Origin of the sequence: Salinivibrio kushneri (assembly GCF_005280275.1) — a bacterium.
Classification (GTDB): Bacteria; Pseudomonadota; Gammaproteobacteria; order Enterobacterales; family Vibrionaceae; genus Salinivibrio; species Salinivibrio kushneri.
This window is the reverse complement of record NZ_CP040021.1, coordinates 1757126-1776398: the sequence shown is the minus strand read 5'-3', so window position 1 is coordinate 1776398 and position 19273 is coordinate 1757126. Positions and strand designations below refer to the sequence as shown.

Here is a 19273-nt window from a genome sequence, read left to right as displayed (position 1 = left end):
GAGCCTATCGATGAAAACTCCTCACTTCTCTACCCTTGCTGTCCATGGTGGTGAGCAAACGGACAAGGGCCATAACGCGGCTTTCCCGCCGATTTACACGGCCAGTAGTTTCATTCAATCCGACCTTAGCCATCAGGCCGACTTTGGTTACTCGCGGGTTGCAAATCCAACCCGATCGGCTTACGAGAGTGCGTTGGCGGCGCTCGAGCAAGGTTGTTATGCGACCGCAACGGCCTCAGGGATGGCCGCGACGGCCTTGGCCTTAGAGCTACTGCCGGCAGGCGCGCATATTATTGCGATGCGCGGTGTGTATGGGGGGACGCATCGCTTGTTCGACAAACTCCGCGCCGCCAATAATGGTCTCAGTGTCGATTATGTTGATCTCAACGATCTCAATGCCGTAGCAGCCGCAGTCAAGCCGAACACGGCGATGATCTGGATTGAAACCCCAACCAACCCGTTGTTGGAACTTGTCGATATTACCGCGATTTGCCAGTTTGCCCGTGAGCATGCGTTATTAACCTGTGTGGATAACACCTTTGCGACTGCGTGGAACCAAACACCGCTGCGTTTAGGGGCGGATATTGTGATGTTGTCGACCAGCAAATACATTGGCGGGCACTCTGATATGATTGGCGGCGCGCTGGTGACCGCTGATGAAGCATTGGCGAAAAAAATCGATTTTGCCAAAACCACGGTCGGCGCGATTGCTTCTCCCTTTGATGCCTATCTCGCGTTACGCGGATTAAAAACGCTCGATCTGCGTATGCAGCGCCAATGCGATAATGCGCTAAAAGTCGCGACTGCGCTGGAAAACCACCCTGCCATTGAAGCGGTTTTCTATCCGGGCTTACCGTCACACCCGCAACATGCACTTTGTCAAACGCAAATGCGTTCAGGGGGAGCAGTGGTTACCATTCAGCTAAAAGGTACGCGGGTGGAAAGCGAGCGATTTTTAAGCCGCTTACGCTACTTCATCTTGGCGGAATCGCTCGGTGGTGTGGAGAGTATGATCAACCATTCAGCCTCCATGTCTCACGGCTCCATGAGTGAAGAGGAACGTGAGGCGATGGGGATTTTCGATACCACCTTCCGGCTTTCAGTCGGCATTGAAGACAGTCGTGATTTAATTGAGGATCTTCTGCACGCACTCGATCAGGAGGCGTCATGACCGATTATGGCGTCTGGACGGTGGTGACGCCACTGGTGACTATTGTGCTTGCTGTGGTCACGCGCCAGGTGATTCTGTCGCTGCTGGCAGGGGCGATGGTGGGTTATACCGTGATTGCGAATTTCAATCCATTCGCAGGCGTGGCGAAGGCACTGGATAGTTATATTGGTGTGTTTGCCAGCGCGGGGAACACGCGCACCATTTTGTTCTGTTTTATGGTGGGTGGGTTAATTCGTCTTATCCAAGTCACAGGCGGCACGCGGGCCGTGATTCATGCGCTCACCGAGCGTGCTCAATTGGTGAAAAATCCGATTGCGGTGCAGTTGCTCGCGATGGTCACCACCATGCTGATTTTTATTGAAAGCTCAATTTCCATTATGTCAGCGGGGACGGTGAGTCGTGATTTAGCCGATCACTATCGCGTTTCTCGAGAGAAGCTCGCCTATGTGATCCAGTCATCTTGCGTCGCGACTTGCTCCAGCGTGATGATCAATGGTTGGGGTGCTGCGATGATGGCAATTATCGGCGTACAAGTCAGCAAAGGCTATGTTGAAGGCGAGCCCTTCACCATTCTATTGCACGCCATCCCTTACAACTTAATGGCTTGGCTCTCCTTGCTGGCGGTGCTTTTTTATGTGCTCACTGGGGCGAGTTGGGGGCCAATGGCGAAAGCTGACCAACGTGCGGCAGCTGGGCAAGTACTGCGTGAGGGCGCCTTTCCTATTGCTGGTGATCATCAGCGCGATGATGAGCCGCTAGGTAAAGTGAGCTATTTTGTTCTGCCGTTACTGAGCACCATTTTAATGGTACCGGTGGGCCTGTTTATCACCGGTAATGGCGATATTGCCTCTGGATCGGGCTCGACCGCTGTTTTTTGGGCGGTGATGGCAGGGACTGCGGTCGCGATGGCTTTCTTTATCGGCACGCGTGTCTTGTCGTTAGATGCCTTTTTCCGCCACCTGTTAGCCGGATACGCGAATATGATGCCTCTTGGGGCCATTATGTCGCTGGCATTTTTAATGGGGGATTTATCGGCAGACTTACATACGGGACACTACATCACTCAGGTGATTGATGGCATTTTGCCTGCAGGATTATCAGCCGCTTTTGTCTTTGTGATTGCCGCGATTATGTCACTGGCGACCGGGACCTCGTGGGGCACGTTTGCAATCATGATTCCGATTGGTATTCAGATTGGCGCCGCGACAGGCATTGATCCGCACTTAATGATTGGCGCATCGATATCTGGGGCGATTTTTGGCGATATGACGTCACCAATCAGTGATACCGGCATTGTCGCGTCGATGGCAACAGGCAATGATCACGTTGATCATATCCGCACGCAATTTCCTTACGTCATGGTCGTGGGAGCAATTAGCACAATGGCATTTGCGGCCTTAGGGAGTATTTAAATAGAGAAATAGCCCAAGCAATAGCGCGGGTGTTGAACAACCTCAATGCAAGTCGCTGTTACTGTATGCTGAGCTTGAGAGATTGTGGGGACAGGCACTTTAAACTAACAGCTACCTCAGCTACCGGGTATCAGCTACCGGAGTAAACTAACGAGGACAAAACTAACGAGTAACTAACGAGGAGTTACCGGGGACAGGCACTTTAAGCTAGGGTAGCTACCGGGGACAGGCACTTTTATGATTGCTCTAGCGGGCTGAGGGGGAAGCCGTTATGATGCCTGTCCTCAATGGCCAATCGGTAAATCGCCTCGTTATGTTTTCAATTGTCGACCAAAACCAACACTTTGTGGTGATCAATAAGTACCACGGCGTTAGCGTGCAAAAAGAAGCCGATCACGCGGCACTGTTGCCTGCGGTGGCGTCGCATATTGGGGTTGAGAAAGTTTACCTTGTGCATCGGTTAGACAAGATGACATCGGGCTTGCTGCTGCTGGCAACCTCTTCTCATGCGGCGTCTGTCCTCTCAGGGCTGTTTGCTTCGCGCGAGATAGAAAAATTATATTTGGCATTAAGTGCGAAAAAGCCGCGTAAGAAGCAGGGTCTGATCGTTGGGGATATGGCCAAAGGGCGGCGAGGTAGCTGGAAAATGTTAACCAGCAAAGATAACCCGGCGAGAACGCGTTTTACCTCTATTGCTGGTGGTGAGGGACGGCGACTTTTTCTCTGTCGGCCCTACACAGGCAAAACCCATCAAATTCGCGTGGCGATGAAAAGCATTGGATCACCGCTCATCGGTGATGATTACTATGGCGGTGAGCCTGCCGATCGTGGCTACTTACACGCTTATGGGTTGCAATTTACGTGTCGTTTTGCTGATGATCAGCCAGCCAAGCACTACAGCTATGTGCTGCCCCCGAGCCAAGGCGAATTGTGGCCAACCTTACCGGTGGAGTGGGAGCAGCCTTGGCACTTAATTAGCTAGCACAGCTTGGTGAAGTAATGGCGTTATTGAGGATTTGTCGACCACGGGTATCTCGAACCAAAATGGTATAGCTGATACCACTGTCTAACATACTGCGGATATCGTTATCCTCGCAATAACGACGCTTTAGGCCGGAAAAGAGCTGCCCCGGTGCTTTTTTGGCATTCTTCTCTAGAAGCGTCAGCTCGATGATGGCGTCCTGCGCACGAGCGCGAACCAGTGAGTAGCCTTCAATATCCATCGGCAGTAACTGTGCAATCATGTCGGCACGTTGGCTTGCTGCCTCTGCGGCCTGATCATGCTGGGTGCTGCTACATGCACTGAGTACTAGCCCCAGGCAGGCCATCGTCAGTATTTTTACATATCGCATTAGGCAGGATCCTGCGGAAGCACTTTTTTGAAAGGTTTAACGGTGACATCTGCATAGACGCCAGCGGCCATATACGGGTCTTTGTCGGCCCATGCCTTGGCGGCTGATAGTGACTCAAACCAGGCAATAACGGTTGACCCCGTAAACCCAGCGTCGCCCGGCTCGTCGCTATCAACGGCAGGGTTTGGTCCTGCAATCATCAAGCGGTTTTCTTTTTCCAGTTGGTGTAAGCGCTCAAGGTGTGCGTCACGCGCTTGCTTGCGTAGCGGTAGGCTGTTCTCGACGTCTTGCGAATAAATGAGATACCACATCGTCATTGTCCTTGATAGATGTTTATAGCCACTAGGATACAGAGTCAAGATTTCTGAGTACAGTGTATTAGTGGGTATGAGGAGCATTGGAGGGACCATTGGAGGGACAGGCACTTTAGTCGCTAATTGGCGAAAGCTTATTGGGACAGACACTAAAGTATCTAAAGTGTCAGTATCTAAAGTGTCTGTCCCACGATCTACCCTGTCCCACGATCTACCTAGTCGAAAATAGGTGGTACTTCTTCTTTTAATCTCTGATTCACTTCGTTCTTATCAAAGTGTTTTGCGTCCCAGTCCTGCATGTTAAAGAGGTCCAGGATCTCTCGCTCATCGTCGTTGAGTGGAGCGCGTCTTGAGAGTTTGAGTAGGTCTTTGTATCTGTCTATACCGCCGCAGTCTTCGGGTGGGCAGGCGCCATTACCTGCCGTGACTTTAGGCTGCGTGCAATTGCGGGTATTCAGTTTCTCAAGGGTGATGGTGTGGCGCCAGTCATCGCCAAAATCATACACATATGCGATGGTGTCTCCGGGGTCTTGCAGTACTGCCCCAATGGGTAAATACGCCGCTTGGGTATCGGATTCATCGTCAAGGTCAATATGACCAAAGGGTGTGATGAACATGGCAAGGTGTTGGTGCTCCCAACCCATAATAGCCTGAATGCAATCGTGTAGCGCGATAAAAGGTAAGGCGTTTGAAATGGTAAAACGGCGCCATATTTTGGGACGGCTATTATCGAGCTCAATGTGCAGTACGATGCCTTGGGGGCGTTCTATTTCCTGGGGACCGTGCACCATCGGATGATGCTCCGCTTGCTGTTGTATACTCAGCTCTGTGAGCTGGTCGAAAAGTGGAAAGGTTTTTCTCATGCGATCAGGTGCTTGCAACGCATACGCTGCGGCAAATATAAATAGGTTGCTCGGTGAGAACGGTGTGATTTCTTGTTTGCTGTAATGCGTGATCAGCCCACTCAACGCGAGTGCTTTGATATAGGGTTCAGGGTGTTCGAGATAATAGCGGTTCCGGACTTTGCGTATGGTCTCCAGGGCTGGGTCGATCGATTCAGCGACCGTCCATGTCTCTATCAATGGAGTATTGACTAACAATTTGCTGGATAGATGTCCTCGTGCTATCACATCCGGATGTTCACCTGGGAAATTGCACGTGGAGGCAAGGTTATCTAATGAGAACGGTTGCGGCTCGGTCCATTGTGAAGGGAAAAGCGCAAGCATATGTAGCGTGTCAGGCTCGAAGGCCTCATGCTGTTCGTCTAGGGCCCAACAAAGTATGTGTCGCAAGATACCAGGGTCGCATTGAATAGCTTCAACTGTGCTGTCCATTTCTGCGGTCATTTTTTTATATTGTACGGTGTCGACGGTATTGGCATCAAAGTAGCTATCCACTAAACCGAAACCTAAGCGGAAGACGCCCCCGAAAACATGCGCATGTTTAGTTGTTGGGTTGATGAGTAGCCCATTAAATAGTATGGCGTGGTTGCCGTCTGGATAGGACAGACAAAGCTCAGTCACCTGATGTTTTTCGGTTTGTTTGCCGTATTGCATGGCTGATTTTTGCCACGCTGGTAGGTGATTTTTTACGCTATCGTGACCAAAGCGCTGGATCAGGGTTAGGTATTGACGCTGACCAAGGGACTCCCATCTTTTTGCTGGAAGGCTACTGAGTACACTCGCTGCGGTGTTGGCGATCTTAGGATCGGCATTGAGGCTCAAAAGCAAAAGCGCATCAATTGACCAAGGTTGATGGCTTATCATCGTGAGCAGCCCTTGAACTTCCTGTTCGGTGAAAAAGATAAGCTCACCGCCCACAAACTGACAAAAAGCAAGCCCAGTGTCTACGCCGAATTTATTGAGATCGGCGATGAGATGTTCGGTAACCTTTTCAGGGTCTTGTGCCAATTGTTCTTGTTGCTCAGTGATCGGCTGCTGACTGCGCTCACGCACTTTCATAATGATCGCATCTTCGACATGCAGCTTATGGTGTTTCATGCATCTGATGATTTCTCTGGTAAGCACCAAGTTAATTTGAGCATCGTCTAGCTCAAGCGCGTTAGTGAGGATTTCATTCGCGATATTGATGATTTCAGAGACGTCATTACTACGCGAGTAAATACGTAGGTCATTGGCCATTTGTGAAAAGTAATCGACAAAAAGCTCCTCTTGGCGTTCGTCGAATATCTTTGATAGTGATAGACCAATCGGTAGCGCGGCAATATACGACTCTGGTGAACCGTTTATTAGCTGGTGTTGTTCCCGGCTGATGTCGGCAATGGGCATGTTGTGCTGGATAGCCTCAAGGAGCGCTTGCGCAGAAGGTGGCAGTTCCATATTCTTGGCCTAGGTTGAGATTAATTAATTGTTTAAGCGTACAAAAAATCACTCTGAAACACGACTGTCTTTTGTTGGGACAGACACGGTACGTCTGATATGTCTGGTATCGATTGAACCGTGCTATCTGGGACAACTATCAGCATTGCTAATGTGCTAATGTGCTAATGTGCTAATGTGCCTGTCCCAACAAGATCTAAAATCAAACCTGAATATCTCTTTACCTTCCTGTTACTGGAAGGCTTATTCTTCTGGAAAAACGGTCAGGAGATAATATGGGATGCTGTAATCAATCCCCGGAAGGTGGAGCAAAAGGGCTAAAGCCGCTCTTAAAAGCGGTGGGTGTGTTGTTTGTATTGATAATGATGCTGGCTTATTGGATTGGATGAGGCCTTAGCGAGCTTATTTGGTGTTTACGTTATTGGGATGCACTTAACGACAAGCCGGACCGACTCTAGAGCATGATGCCGGTCATGCGCTGTAGACCGAATGTCGGCAATACCCCCTGAACACTCGATAGTGAACCTACGATATTCCCGCCTTCTAAGTGAGAGCATGTACTTAACCAGGTTTCACGCGAGATGTTCAGCTGTGTGAGTAGGTGTGGTCTCGGGAGTGAATTGGCGTTCTGACCCTGATCGCACGTCCATTCTACCAGAGCTAAATAATCCATAAGGCGAAAAGGGATACCGTCGGGCATCGACTTTCTTGGGTTTCCAACGAAGGGAAATAAGCCGGCTTGCGTCGCTTTATTTTGCTTGAGTGATTCAACGCGCTTTTTAATCGATGTGTAATTGGCTTGTTTAGGCCGTTTGGTGAGACCTGCTCGCACTGGGTTCAAATCGACATAGGCCATGGCCGCAGCGAGTGCTTTTTCATCTAATAAGGCTTGGCTTTTAAAGCGTCCCTCCCAAAAATGCCCTGAACATTGATCCTCTCGATTCGCTTGCGTCGAAATATATTGATTAAGCAGCTTCATAAACCAGCTGACAGACATCAAACGTTCGCGCCAGTTCTCAATGATGCGAAAACACGCTTTTCGCTCTGAGTGAGAGAGCGATTCACCCTGATGAAAACGCTGGATAAGCGCAGGCGCTTGATGAAAGGCTAGCCAGCGTTCAATAACCCCGATGTTGGTCAAAGACTGAGCCGCGTTTGCGTTGATATGCAAAACAACGTGATAGTGATTGCTCATAATGGCATAAGCACAAATATCGATACAGAACGCTTTGGCTAATGCGAGTAAACGCGTTTCTATCCATGCGCGACGATGCTCATAACTTTTTTGCGACTGAGCATCATAGCCGCACAAATACGAGCGGCGTACACAGCGTGAGACGCAATGATAATAGGGTGTGGCAGCCAAATTTATTTGCGATGCGCGAGCTTTGGTCATCGTCGGTCCCTCTTAGCATCTAGGTACGAGTAGAGATTACTGTATAAATGAACAGCCTTCATCTTTTCTAGATCGGGTTTTCGTGACAGTGCAAGAAATACTGTAACTGTGAGATTAGTTAGTTACTAAAAGCGTCTGTCTCAATAAATAAAATAACGGGGACAGGCGGGCTATAGAGCAATAAACAACGGGAAGCTACCAGGACAGTCACCAAAGGATGTTTGTCTCCGGCGATAACTAAAAGTGCCTGTCCTTGGAAAGTCCTTGGAAAGGAAACTCAGTAGGGACATGCGTAAAGGTGTCTGTCCCCACAGGAAATCATTGGAAAGGAAACCGATTAGGGATATGCGTAGCGGTGCCTGTCCTCGCAGAAAATATAAAGTGCCTGTCCCTATAAGAAGAAGCTAGGCAGGAACGCCGCTGTGAAAGCGGAATTGGTTGTCGGGCGCTTGGATCAACTCGGCTTCGCGCTCGCCGATGGCTTGAATGCGGTCGCGAATGTCCTCGCCGGCGATGGTTTCTGCAAGCGTGAGGTAATCTTGATAATGGCGTGCTTCCGAGCGCAGTAGCGAGATGTAGAACTTTTGCAGTTCATCATCGAGGTGCGGGGCGACTTTGGCAAAGCGCTCGCAGGAGCGTGCTTCAATGTAGGCGCCAATAATCAGTTTATCGACCAAGGTAGCCGGCTCGTGAGTGCGTGCCGCGCGCATTAATCCTTTGGCGTAGCGACCTGCTTCTAACGGTTGATAAGGAATGCCGCGTGCGTCCATGATTTCAATCACTTGTTCAAAGTGATGAAACTCTTCTTTGATTAACCGGACCATTTTATCAATCAAGGCTTGGCCGTGGGCAAAACCCGCTTTAGGGGTTAAAGGTGCACTGAGACCGTTTTTGCGCGCGTGGAAGATCCCATCGCGAACGCCGCGATAGACAAAGTCTTCATAGGGTTTGGCCCATGCCAGCAGTTGCTCGCCACTCGCCGCGTCAACCGCATATTTACGGATCAGCCACATCGCGGTTTGGCTGGCTTTTAATTCGCAGTTTGCGTGATCGCGCAAAAGAATCGATTGATTGTCAGGCTGAATGGCCGCTTCAATCCAACTGTCGGGGGTTTGACAGTGCAGAAAACCATGAATAGGGGTGAGTAGGGTATTAATTTCTTGGCGTAGCATGCCGGAAACACTCTCAGACTGACAACAATGGCTGGGCATTATAAACAGATGGGATGCGAGCGCAAAGAGCTGGCAGCGCAGGAGGCGCTGCCAGGTGGGCGAATTCGGCCTACTTGTTCGATGCCCAAGGGGAACGGTATTGAATACCGAGCTTGTCTAAACGCGGCAATTGCGCTTTGAGTCTGGCCAGATAATCGAGCCAGTCACGGCGCTCACTGTGGCTCCAAGCCGCTTCCGCAATGGCGGTAAGCCTTGGAAATATCATGTAATCGAGCCTGTCCTGATTGGTGATCAGTTCACTCCAGAGTGCACATTGCACGCCTAGCATGTGCTCACGGGCGGGGTCGTCACTGGCGAGGCTTGCCAGCGGCTCATATTGGTAGACTTTCTCTAATGGTGTGACGCCCGCCCAGTCGAGGCCGGGTTCGGTGGCACCATAATCTTGCACCATATCGAGATAGGTCGCCTGACCGGGGGTTAAAATCACATCAAAACCATGCTGCGCACAATGCAGTGCGGCGTCTTCGCTTTGCCATGAATAGATCACGGTATTCTTACTCACTTTATCGCCGTGCTGCACTTCTTCCCAGCCAACCATACGTTTGCCCAAGGCGCGTAGCTTTTGCTCCGCATAGGTCAGTATCTGTCCCTGTAGCGAAGCGGTCGTTTCTCCGTTCATGCGTCTGTCCCGATAAATTGGGCTATCGGTCCATACCCCGTCAGGGACTTCATCGGCACCAATATGGACCCATGAGGCAGGAAAAAGCTCGGCGACTTCACTTAATACCGTATCTAAAAATCGATACGTACCATCAAGGGCTGGCGATAATACGTTATCGGTGTAGTGTTGCACGCTGCGGTAAGTAGAGCGGTCGTCGGCATCGTGCAGCCAGTCAGGCAGTGCTTTGATGGCTGCGCGACAGTGACCGGGAATATCAATTTCTGGAATGACGGTAATACCGCGGGCTGCGGCGTATTTAATCACGTCACGTACGTCTTCTTGGCGATAATAACCTTCGTGACGTTCTGCAATGTGACTGAACTGCGGGGCAAGGCGGGTATTGGGGCCGCGTTGACTCCCATAGCGCGTCAATTCAGGCAGGGCTTTAATCTCCAGTCGCCAGCCTTCATCGTCGGTTAAATGCCAGTGAAAGGTATTGAACTTAAAATAGGCTAGCTGGTTAATCAGTCGCTTTACCGTGTCCACCGAATGAAAATGGCGCGCGCAATCGAGCATCATCCCTCGGTAAGCAAAGCGTGGTGCATCGCTGATTTTTATTGCCGGTATTCGAAGCTGTGTGTCTTGCTCTTGGCAAAGCTGTAATAGCGATGCGCAGCCGTGAATAAACCCGCGTTCAGCACAGGCTTGGATCACCACGCCTTGGTCGGTGACGGTGAGCTGATAGGCCTCATCACGGTGTGTGATATCTCGAAGTGCAGAGTCGGGTAAAGGCCGTAAGATAATGGCATGATCGCCAGTGACCGCATCTTGGTGGCGTGGGTCGAGTGCAATATCAGCTTGCGGGTATATGCGAACCCATTCGTTACTTAACCACTGCGCGGCGGGAAGGGCCTGTGGATCGACAGCGATTAACGGTGTTGTGGGTGAAAGCGTAAAGTATCCTGGCTGGTGGCGCACCGATTTGGGCACCGGAATAATGGCGTGCTCGGCGGGGTGAACATCTGGAATCGATGAGCGTGTGGTATGAGCGTGTGCCAAGTTAATGGGAGTGAGCATCACTGAATATTGCTCGCCATTGGCGTAGAGCAGTGCATCTTTAAAGCCCGCACAAAGAAACCGTAATGGTGGCGTGTGGGCATCAAACTCGATGTATAAGCTCTGATTGGCATCGAGTGTTTGATGGGCCGGTGTAATGACGCAATAGCTGCCGATTTGTTCAATGCTGCCTTGTGACAGGGTATTGGGGTTGATGAAGCGATCAAACAATACCGCAATGGACAGCGCTTCCAACGAACGGTCGGTGAGATTATGTAAGGTTAACCCCATTCGACTACGTGGCGGGGTATCATTGGGATACTCGTTGATCACACTAAGATCGAGGCGGTAAGTCATCACGCGTTCTCCTTATTCGAGTGGCCGTTGCCAATCAGTGTTTGCGCACTGATGGCGAGCATAAACCAGCTTGCATTTGGCAACCACTGCTCGCCCCATCGCCAGTTTTGCGCCATATCATCGCAATATGGTGCGGGGTTGAATGCAATCTGTGTTTCATCCTCCATTCCTGAGGTAATGCCATTGCAGATCCCCCCTTTGGCATTAAAAAACCCCAAGTGCGGTAGGTAATCTGGGTTGTTATGGCCATGTCCATCGAGCATACAGATATCAAATGGGTTTAAACCGAGGATCCAATTAAGCGCCCGTTGGCTAAAGGTGTGGAGGGCAGTATTCAGCGTATCGTCATGAATATGGCGCGTGGCATGACACGCAAAGGTCGCCAGTGATCCCAAGCGTGCATTCTCGCCTTGCCACCAATAGCCGGTTTCATTGTGGTGAGGAATAAAGTGACGTACCTGTTTGACGCCATCGACGGGTTTGACGTACTGACGCGGATACGCGAATGGGTTATCGGCGGTTTGTGTTAGGTTGAGCTCAAACTGGCAGGCGCGTTCCAATGCTGTTTGTGCGATAGCTTGGTGGTGAGGTTCGGTCTCTATATCGAGATAGCGAACTAATGCTAAGCCGGGCAGACCGGCATCAGCGGCATGGTAAAACGGGCGGCCGCCATCAGCATTTGCTGACCAATAATACTGGCAAGTATCATCACTGCGCTGCCGTGCGACCAGCTTTGTCATCCAGCCTCGAGCCTCGCTCAAGAAGGGACAGTCACCGTTCGTACTAATGTGTCTGTCCCCAGAACCTAAAGGTGCCTGTCCCGTTAAATACCGTCCCGTCAAATAAGCGTGACTGTCCCCGGTAGATTGCTCTTCGGTAGACTGCCGAATGGCGTGATGCAACTCACATGCGGCGAGAAGGGCACAGGTTTCGTCAATAATGTTGGGTTCACCGTCATCAAGGTAATGATGGTTATTTTCAACCAAATGCCAGTAGCCGCGAATGGCGGCATCTAAATAGCGTGCTTGTTGGTCAGGCTCCGCGCAAAGAGGGGCTCGGCTTGCAGTGGCAAGGGCTGCAATCGCCATGCCGCCGCCTTGACGAAAACCGGCTTGATAAGCCTCACTCATTACTCCATCTTGCGTCGCGTAAGCGCAAAGGGTGCGGCGCTCTGGGTCTTTCGACCATTGATCAAACACCGTCATGTAAAAGAAGCCACTGGGGTGTTGCATACGGAGAAGAAAATCGGCGCCGTGTTTCGCTTCATCGGCTAAGCGCGTGCGCATAAATGCGGGGAGCGTGTCCGAGTTAAATTGGCTGGCAAGATCGGCCAGCCCCCAAGCTAAAAGCGGGATTTGTTGCGGATTGAAGTAATTGGCATAGGAAAGGTGGCTCAGGTATTTGCTCACATCGCCAGAGGCATCGTACCACCCACCGGACACATCCACGCGTTCATCGGACCCAAATACCTTGGCGCGCTGATCCGCGTGTTCATAGATACCGCTACACCGCTGCGATTTAAAGTAATGGAGCAGATCAGAAAACGTGGTGTGAAACAGACAATTATCCGTGATCTCAAACGGATGGGAATATACCGGTGTGTCTGTTAACAGCACGAGTTGATAGCGTCCGCGATGTGCAAAGGCAGAAAAATCGAGCGTATAAGCCGTGCCCATCTGCCAGTTGCTTAACTGTGTGCCTTGGTGTAACTCAAACTGCGCCACCACGTTATCGAGTGGTACTGTGTCTGTCCCACGAACACGAACAAAAGTGTCTGTCCCGGTACTTTTTTTTGCATCTTCTGCGGCATCGTTAAAGTGTCTGTCCCCATCCCCAGAAGAGGAGGCAGTTTTATCGGCAGTGTTAAATGTGCCTGTCCCCTTAAGAGGGGGCAGAGAAATCAGTGCCACGGGGGTGCCGGTGAGGCGGTCGCTGTCACTGACGATCACCGCGTATTTGTCACCGTGTAACGAGTAGCCAATGTGATTGGTCAGCACTTGCATGATGGTATCCTTATTGGTCGCTATTGCTCGTACAAATAGCAGCGCACATAGTGGTTGTCGGCGAGCTTGGTCACGCCGGGTAACTGCTCAGTGCATTTGGCCGTCGCATGTGGGCAACGGCCGGAAAAAGGGCAGCCGACCGAATCCGGCGTCCATAGGGGGATCTCACCCTTGTTGCCCTTTAATTCTTCATGAATGGATTTGCTCGGGTCGGGCACCGCCGAGACCAACAACTGGGTATAAGGGTGTTGGGGATGGTGAATAATCTCTTCGGTGTCTCCCCATTCAACCATATGGCCGACGTACATCACTGCCAAGTCTTCGGCAATGTAGCGCGCGGTGGCGATGTCATGGGTGATGTAGAGCAGCGACATTTGCTTCTCCACTTTCATCTCTTCCATGAGATTAAGTACACCGGCACGAATCGACACATCCAGCATCGAGGTCGGCTCGTCGGCGAGTACCACTTCCGCACCCACAGCGATGTTACGCGCCAGGTTTATCCTCTGACGTTGACCGCCCGACAGCTGATGGGGAAATTTTTCCGCCGTTTCTTTGGCCGGAGTGAGGCCTACTTGCTCGAGCAGTTCGAATACCCGTTCTTTCAATTGGGCTTTGTCGCGCTTGGCGACTTTTTTGTGGATCAATAACGGGCGCGCAATATGGTGAAATACATTATGCGTGGGATTGAGCGAGCCAAAAGGGTCTTGCCAGACCATTTGCAGGCCTTCGCGATAGCGCATTAGCTCATCACGTTTTTTAATGGTGGTAATATCGCGGCCCCGGTATTCAATGCAGCCGTCGGTCGGGGCGTACATTTTTGCGATCATTTTCGCGGTGGTTGATTTGCCCGAGCCTGATTCCCCCACCACGGCAAGCCCACGGCCTTTGTACATTTTGAACGATACCTCATTGATCGCTCGCATCATGGGTTGTTTAAGGGCGTGGCTGTTGATGGGGAAATCTTTCACCACGTTTTTCCCTTCAACCAGCAATTCTCCAAAACCTGTACTCATCACTGACTTCCTCACATTGGCGCGTTATTAGACTTTTTGTTGGGCGATCGGCTCGCCGTCGTATAGATGGCAGTTGGAATACCGGCCCGGTTCGATTTGGCGTAGCACGGTTTGGGTGGTTCGACACTGTTCATGCACTTGCGCGCAACGTGCTTGAAAGCGGCAGCCGGTCGGGATTTCGAGCAAGTTGAGCGGGTTGCCCGGGATCCCCGTGAGCTGGTGCTTAGGTCCGGTGAGTGAGGGGAATGAGCTGCCCAGCCCTTCGGTGTAGGGGTGATAGGGATTAGTGAGTACTTGTTTGGACGGCGCGACCTCAATCAGCTCGCCGGAGTACATGATCCCAATCCGGTCGGAGAACTCGACCATGAGCGATAAATCATGGGTGATAAACAGAATCGAAAAGCCAAACTCTTCTTTTAACGCATAGATTTTTTGCAAGATCTCACGCTGTACCACCACGTCTAATGCGGTGGTGGGTTCGTCCATGATGATCATTTTCGGGTTCAAGGCCAGTGCAATAGCTATCACTAAGCGCTGACGCATCCCGCCCGAAAACTGGTGCGGATAATCAGTCAGGCGGCTGGGATGAATATCAACAATTTCCAGCAAGCCTTGCGCCCGCTTGACTGCTTGTTTGCGGGTGAGTTTGGTGTGGCGCATCAGCACATCGCAAAACTGTTCTTCGAGTGTCAGCACTGGGTTGAGTGCATTCATGGCGCTTTGAAACACCATCGACATTTCTCGCCAACGAAAATCACGCATGCGGGCATCGCTATAGTTGAGGATATTCTCGCCGTTAAATAGCACTTCGCCGCCGGTGATAAATGCAGGTGGCTTATGCAGACGCATCAGCGAAAAGGCAACGGTGGATTTACCGCAGCCCGACTCGCCAGCCAGGCCGAATACTTCACCGGGCGCAATGTCAAAATTGACGTGATCGCAGGCTCGGACATCACCGGCATCGGTAATGTAGTCCACGCACAGGTCACGGATTGAGATAAGTGGGGTGCGACTCATGATTTATCTCCACTGATCAGCATGTGTTCGGCAACGGGATTCTCGTCGCGGGCTTTCTTTTCTTGTTGGCTGAGTTTTTTCCAGCGCTTCATCCCTTTTTGCGCACGTAATTGCGGGTTGGCAATTTCATCCACCGCGAAGTTGAGTAACGCAAGCCCTGTCACCAGTAAGGTCAGCGCAATACAAGGCGCGAGCAGCTCCCACCAAGCGCCGATCAGCATGGATGACGAGGTTTGTACGTTATAGAGCATGATCCCCCAGCTGATGGTGTTGGGATCGCCAAGGCCCAAGAAAGAGATAATGGACTCCATGGCAATGGCATACATCACCGAGCCAATAAAGCTGGCACCAACAATGGGCACGAGGTTAGGCAAGATCTCGACAAAGGTGATACGAAAGCGCGACTCACCCAGCACTTCAGCAGCTTTCACGAACTCTTTTTCGCGCAGGGCAAGGGTTTGCGAGCGAACCACCCGTGCGCCCCACGCCCAGGAGGTACAGCCAATAATGATGGCGATCGTCAGCGGTCCAGCTTCGCCGATAAACGCGGCGAGCACGAACAGGAGTGGGTATTGCGGGATCACCAACATAATGTTCATTGCGGCGGTGAGCACATCGTCAACCCAACCGCCTAAATAGCCGGCGGTAATACCAATTAAAGTGGCGAGCACACACACGGTGATCCCTGCCCCAAAACCCACCGCTAACGAAACACGGGCACCATGTACCAACTGTGACCAGACATCACGGCCCATACGAGTGGTGCCAAGGACATGTTCGGCCTTTTTCGACATCAGCAGGGTGCGACGGTCGTCCGCGAAGTGGGTGGCGACCCAGCCGTCTGGGTTGGCTTGTGCGGCTTTAACCACAAAGCTTGGGTATTCATGTGGGTTACCGGTGCGTTTATCAGGTGCATGCTGGCTTAGCAATGGGGCGAATATCGCCATTAAGATAAATAAGCCGACAATAATGGAGCCCGCGCGCGCGATTTTGTTGCGCACGATAAGCGTGAGGAGATCTTTCATGATTCTTTCCCTCCTGTTCGCAGGCGTGGGTCAAGCACCACGTACAGCATGTCAGCAATTAAGTTAAACGAGAGCATAAACAAGGTCATAATCAGCAGCTGGCCTTGTAGGACTTGATAGTCACGCGCGTTGATCGCATTCAACAGCACTGAGCCAAGGCCGGGATAGTTAAAAATGATTTCCACAATCAGTTGGCCCCCGATGGCAATACCTAGCGACATTGATAGCGCGGTGACACTGGGTAAGAGCGCGTTCCGCGCCGCATAGTTAAACACCACGCGGTTTTCGCTTAACCCTTTGCCGCGGGCCATGGTGATGTAGTCTTCCGCAAGCAGGTTAATCATGTTGTTACGCATGTTGACCAAAAAGCCGCCGACTTGAATGATGGAGGCACAAAAAAGCGGGAGTACGGCGTGATATGCCACATCTTTAATAAAGGTCCAGCTGGTCCAGTCGGGAGTAACACCCGGCGTGTAGGCGTATCCGGTTGGAAACCATTTCAACCCAATCGCGAAAATAAACAGCGCGAGCATCGCAATGACCACTTGCGGTACCGCTTGGATAATCAGCATGCCTGGGGTGATCACGGCATCGTATTTTCCGCCGCGCTTCCAAGCGGCAAAAATGCCCAAAATCGAGCCCAACGAGAAAGACAGCAGCACCGCACTGCCGGCGAGAAACAGCGACCAGCCAAAGGCTTTGCCCAGCAGCTCGTTTACCGACAGCGGATAAAATTGGATGGAGGTGCCTAAATCCCAGCTCAGCACGTTTTTCATGTAGGTGAAATACTGCATATAGAGTGGGCCATCGACGAAGCCCAGCAGTTGTTTCATTGCCTCAATCCGCTCTGGGGTGACTTGCACCGAGGCGTTGGCAAACATCATGGTGACAGGATCACCGGGCATGGCTCGAGGAATAATAAAATTAAGTGTTGCTGCCACTAAAAGGGCAATCATGTAAAAAGTTAGCCGTCGGAAAAAATAACCCATAACCCACACCTTACGCAGCGAAGTGGTGATGTTCGTGGTGTGAACATCGAGGAAAAGCGGGCGCGCAAGGCGCCCGATATTGGTTACTGAACGGGCTTAAGGTCCAGCACATGAAGAAGACGCTCAGGAATGCCGGCCCAGATAGAGGGGCGACCTTTCGGATTGTCTTCGTTCCACCAACCGGTGAAGCGGGTTGTGTTGTATTGATACATTTGTGCGCCAGAAAGCACCGGAATGGTGACCTGATCCTTGGCGATAATCGCTTGGATTTGGTGGGCAATTTCTAGCTGCTCAGCTTTATCCGCGGTTTTGTAGAAGCTGTCTAACAGCTTGTCGAGCTCGGCATTTTGGTAGTAATGCATCGCGAACCGCGGCATGCCATCCCCTTCCTGTAGGTTGGAGTTATACGCGCTATTCCAATAGGTATAAGGGTCAGCACCATGGAAGTAGTTGGTGTAAGCGACGTCGTAATCCGCTTCGAGCATGGCTTGGCGGTATACTGAGAAGTCTGGGGTACGTGCCTTGGCTTTGATACCGGCCTCGGCAAGTTGCTCAACCGCAAGCTGAACGGTGTTGTTGAAGTCGGTCCAGCCATTGGGGGATTGGATCTCGAGCTCAAACGATTTGCCTGACGGGGTTTCAACAAAGCCATCGCCGTCTTGATCTTTAAAACCGGCTTTGGCGAGCAGTGCTTCGGCGCCGTCTAGATCGTATGTATTGTATTGACGATATTTCTCATGCACCGCTTCGTCGGACCAAGACTCAAAGGCATAACCTAAGCCAGACGCAAAGTCGTTCACCGTACCACCACCATAAAAGGCGATATCAATGATGGTTTGACGGTCTAGCGCCATCGAAAATGCGCGACGGAAGTCGACATTCGTCAGCGCTTCACGCTTGGCAGGATCAGGGTCATTAAAATTGACCATAAAAGCTTGAGTGCCGGCGGCAGGATACCAATAGTGATGGTTTGGATTGGCCGCGGCATAGGTGCGATCAATGTCAGGAATAAACGATGAGGTCCAGTCCATTTCGCTGTTGATCACCTTGCTCAAAAACTGGTCGTTATTGGCAATTTGTGGTACGCGCAGACAGTCAACATCGAGGTTGTCGTTATCCCAATAATACGGGTTACGACATTGAATATAGAGCTGAGAGGTGAAGGTATCGATAGTGGTGAAGGGACCAGAGCCTACCGGATTTTCATTGGTGTAAGAGGCAGGCTCTTCAACATTTTTCCAGACATGCTCGGGTACCACAGGTACTTTCACAATTTCGTAGGGTACATTGGAGTTTGCCTCAGTGAGCTCAAAGCGGACGGTATAGTCGTCGACCTTTTTCACATCATCAACCCATTGGTTAATGCCAGATTGATCCAATTCAGGGTGGTTTTTGACTAAATCAAACGAATACACCACATCATCAGCGGTATAGGCTTCACCGTCTGACCATTTCACGCCTTTACGAAGGGTGAAGGTGACACTTTTCAGATCATCCGCCATTTCATAGCCGCTCGCGAGACGAAAGACAGGCTGGTTGCCTTTCATTTCGTTAAACACCACTAAAGGCTCATAGATAAAGTCAGTAGTGGTGTGCAGATAGGTAGCGCCGAGGAAAGGGTTAAAGTTACGGACAAAAGTATTGAATTCTTTCGGGTGGATAGTGAGCTCACTGCGCTCGGCGGCACTGACGCCAGCACTTGCGCTCAGCGCACCGATAATTGCAGAGGCAAGTAGGGTCTTGCTGGCAATTCTAATGTTACTCGAAAACATAGCCATTCCTTACTGTTGCTTTCAGTTCACGTGATGGATAGTGATGAACTCGTTGCTAACAACCTTCACGAGCTCAAGCTTACTGTGTTGCCGACCCTTACGTTGTGATTATGGATGGGATGACCCAAGGGATACTTGTTGTACTAGGCCAGCAAACACCCTCACTAAGCCCAAGTTAAGCGAAGGCTGCAATGTGAATAATCGTTAAAACCGTAAAAAAG

15 protein-coding genes are annotated in these 19273 nt (G+C 51.0%); 3 read left to right on the top strand and 12 right to left on the bottom strand.

Translation table 11 applies throughout. From position 1 onward, the window contains the following. Window positions 1–10 precede the first annotated feature (10 nt). From FCN78_RS08375 to FCN78_RS08365, 3 genes are all read left to right on the top strand, one after another. Complete coding sequence (locus tag FCN78_RS08375) at window positions 11–1171, top strand: trans-sulfuration enzyme family protein (protein ID WP_077659680.1); 1161 nt, start codon at window positions 11–13, stop codon at window positions 1169–1171. Then, window positions 1168–2583, top strand: coding sequence for a Na+/H+ antiporter NhaC family protein (locus FCN78_RS08370; RefSeq protein ID WP_077659681.1), 1416 nt, complete (start codon window positions 1168–1170; stop codon window positions 2581–2583). The genes FCN78_RS08375 and FCN78_RS08370 overlap by 4 nt, the downstream gene beginning before the upstream one ends. Window positions 2584–2896: 313 nt before the next feature. Continuing rightward, window positions 2897–3565, top strand: a complete 669-nt coding sequence (locus tag FCN78_RS08365) for a TIGR01621 family pseudouridine synthase (protein WP_077659698.1) — start codon at window positions 2897–2899, stop codon at window positions 3563–3565. Here the strand turns inward: FCN78_RS08365 and gspS2 are convergent. The 12 genes from gspS2 to FCN78_RS08305 form a co-directional block, all read right to left on the bottom strand. Further along, window positions 3558–3935: a type II secretion system pilot lipoprotein GspS-beta gene (gspS2, locus tag FCN78_RS08360; protein WP_069362196.1), complete on the bottom strand. Its 378-nt coding sequence runs from the start codon at window positions 3933–3935 to the stop codon at window positions 3558–3560. The two genes, FCN78_RS08365 and gspS2, sit on opposite strands and share 8 nt — an antisense overlap. Then, a complete protein-coding gene (locus FCN78_RS08355) occupies window positions 3935–4246 on the bottom strand; it encodes a YciI family protein (protein WP_077659682.1) in 312 nt (103 codons plus the stop codon). The genes gspS2 and FCN78_RS08355 overlap by 1 nt, the downstream gene beginning before the upstream one ends. Before the next feature lie 218 nt (window positions 4247–4464). Further along, entirely contained in the window at window positions 4465–6588 is a 2124-nt protein-coding gene (locus tag FCN78_RS08350) for a plasmid pRiA4b ORF-3 family protein (RefSeq protein ID WP_077659683.1), read from the bottom strand. Between the two features lie 454 nt (window positions 6589–7042). After that, window positions 7043–7984, bottom strand: coding sequence for a transposase (locus tag FCN78_RS08345; protein WP_077659684.1), 942 nt, complete (start codon window positions 7982–7984; stop codon window positions 7043–7045). Window positions 7985–8388: 404 nt separating this feature from the next. Then, window positions 8389–9156 (bottom strand): tRNA isopentenyl-2-thiomethyl-A-37 hydroxylase MiaE, encoded by a 768-nt coding sequence (gene miaE / locus FCN78_RS08340; protein ID WP_077659685.1) that lies wholly within the window; start codon window positions 9154–9156, stop codon window positions 8389–8391. A gap of 109 nt (window positions 9157–9265) precedes the next feature. Beyond that, on the bottom strand, window positions 9266–11230 hold the full coding sequence (locus tag FCN78_RS08335; protein WP_077659686.1) for a beta-N-acetylhexosaminidase: 1965 nt from the start codon (window positions 11228–11230) through the stop codon (window positions 9266–9268). Beyond that, window positions 11230–13233 carry a glycoside hydrolase family 9 protein gene (locus FCN78_RS08330; protein ID WP_106407202.1) on the bottom strand — a complete coding sequence of 668 codons (2004 nt, stop codon included), beginning with the start codon at window positions 13231–13233 and terminating at the stop codon, window positions 11230–11232. Before FCN78_RS08330 ends, FCN78_RS08335 begins: the two co-directional genes overlap by 1 nt. A gap of 20 nt (window positions 13234–13253) precedes the next feature. Further along, window positions 13254–14249: an ABC transporter ATP-binding protein gene (locus tag FCN78_RS08325; protein ID WP_077458563.1), complete on the bottom strand. Its 996-nt coding sequence runs from the start codon at window positions 14247–14249 to the stop codon at window positions 13254–13256. Between the two features lie 27 nt (window positions 14250–14276). Further along, window positions 14277–15266, bottom strand: coding sequence for an ABC transporter ATP-binding protein (locus FCN78_RS08320; RefSeq protein ID WP_077659687.1), 990 nt, complete (start codon window positions 15264–15266; stop codon window positions 14277–14279). After that, window positions 15263–16291, bottom strand: a complete 1029-nt coding sequence (locus FCN78_RS08315; RefSeq protein WP_077649898.1) for an ABC transporter permease — start codon at window positions 16289–16291, stop codon at window positions 15263–15265. Before FCN78_RS08315 ends, FCN78_RS08320 begins: the two co-directional genes overlap by 4 nt. Then, window positions 16288–17280 (bottom strand): ABC transporter permease, encoded by a 993-nt coding sequence (locus tag FCN78_RS08310; protein ID WP_069362206.1) that lies wholly within the window; start codon window positions 17278–17280, stop codon window positions 16288–16290. Before FCN78_RS08310 ends, FCN78_RS08315 begins: the two co-directional genes overlap by 4 nt. Before the next feature lie 83 nt (window positions 17281–17363). Next, window positions 17364–19052 carry an ABC transporter substrate-binding protein gene (locus FCN78_RS08305; RefSeq protein ID WP_069362207.1) on the bottom strand — a complete coding sequence of 563 codons (1689 nt, stop codon included), beginning with the start codon at window positions 19050–19052 and terminating at the stop codon, window positions 17364–17366. Window positions 19053–19273 lie beyond the last annotated feature (221 nt).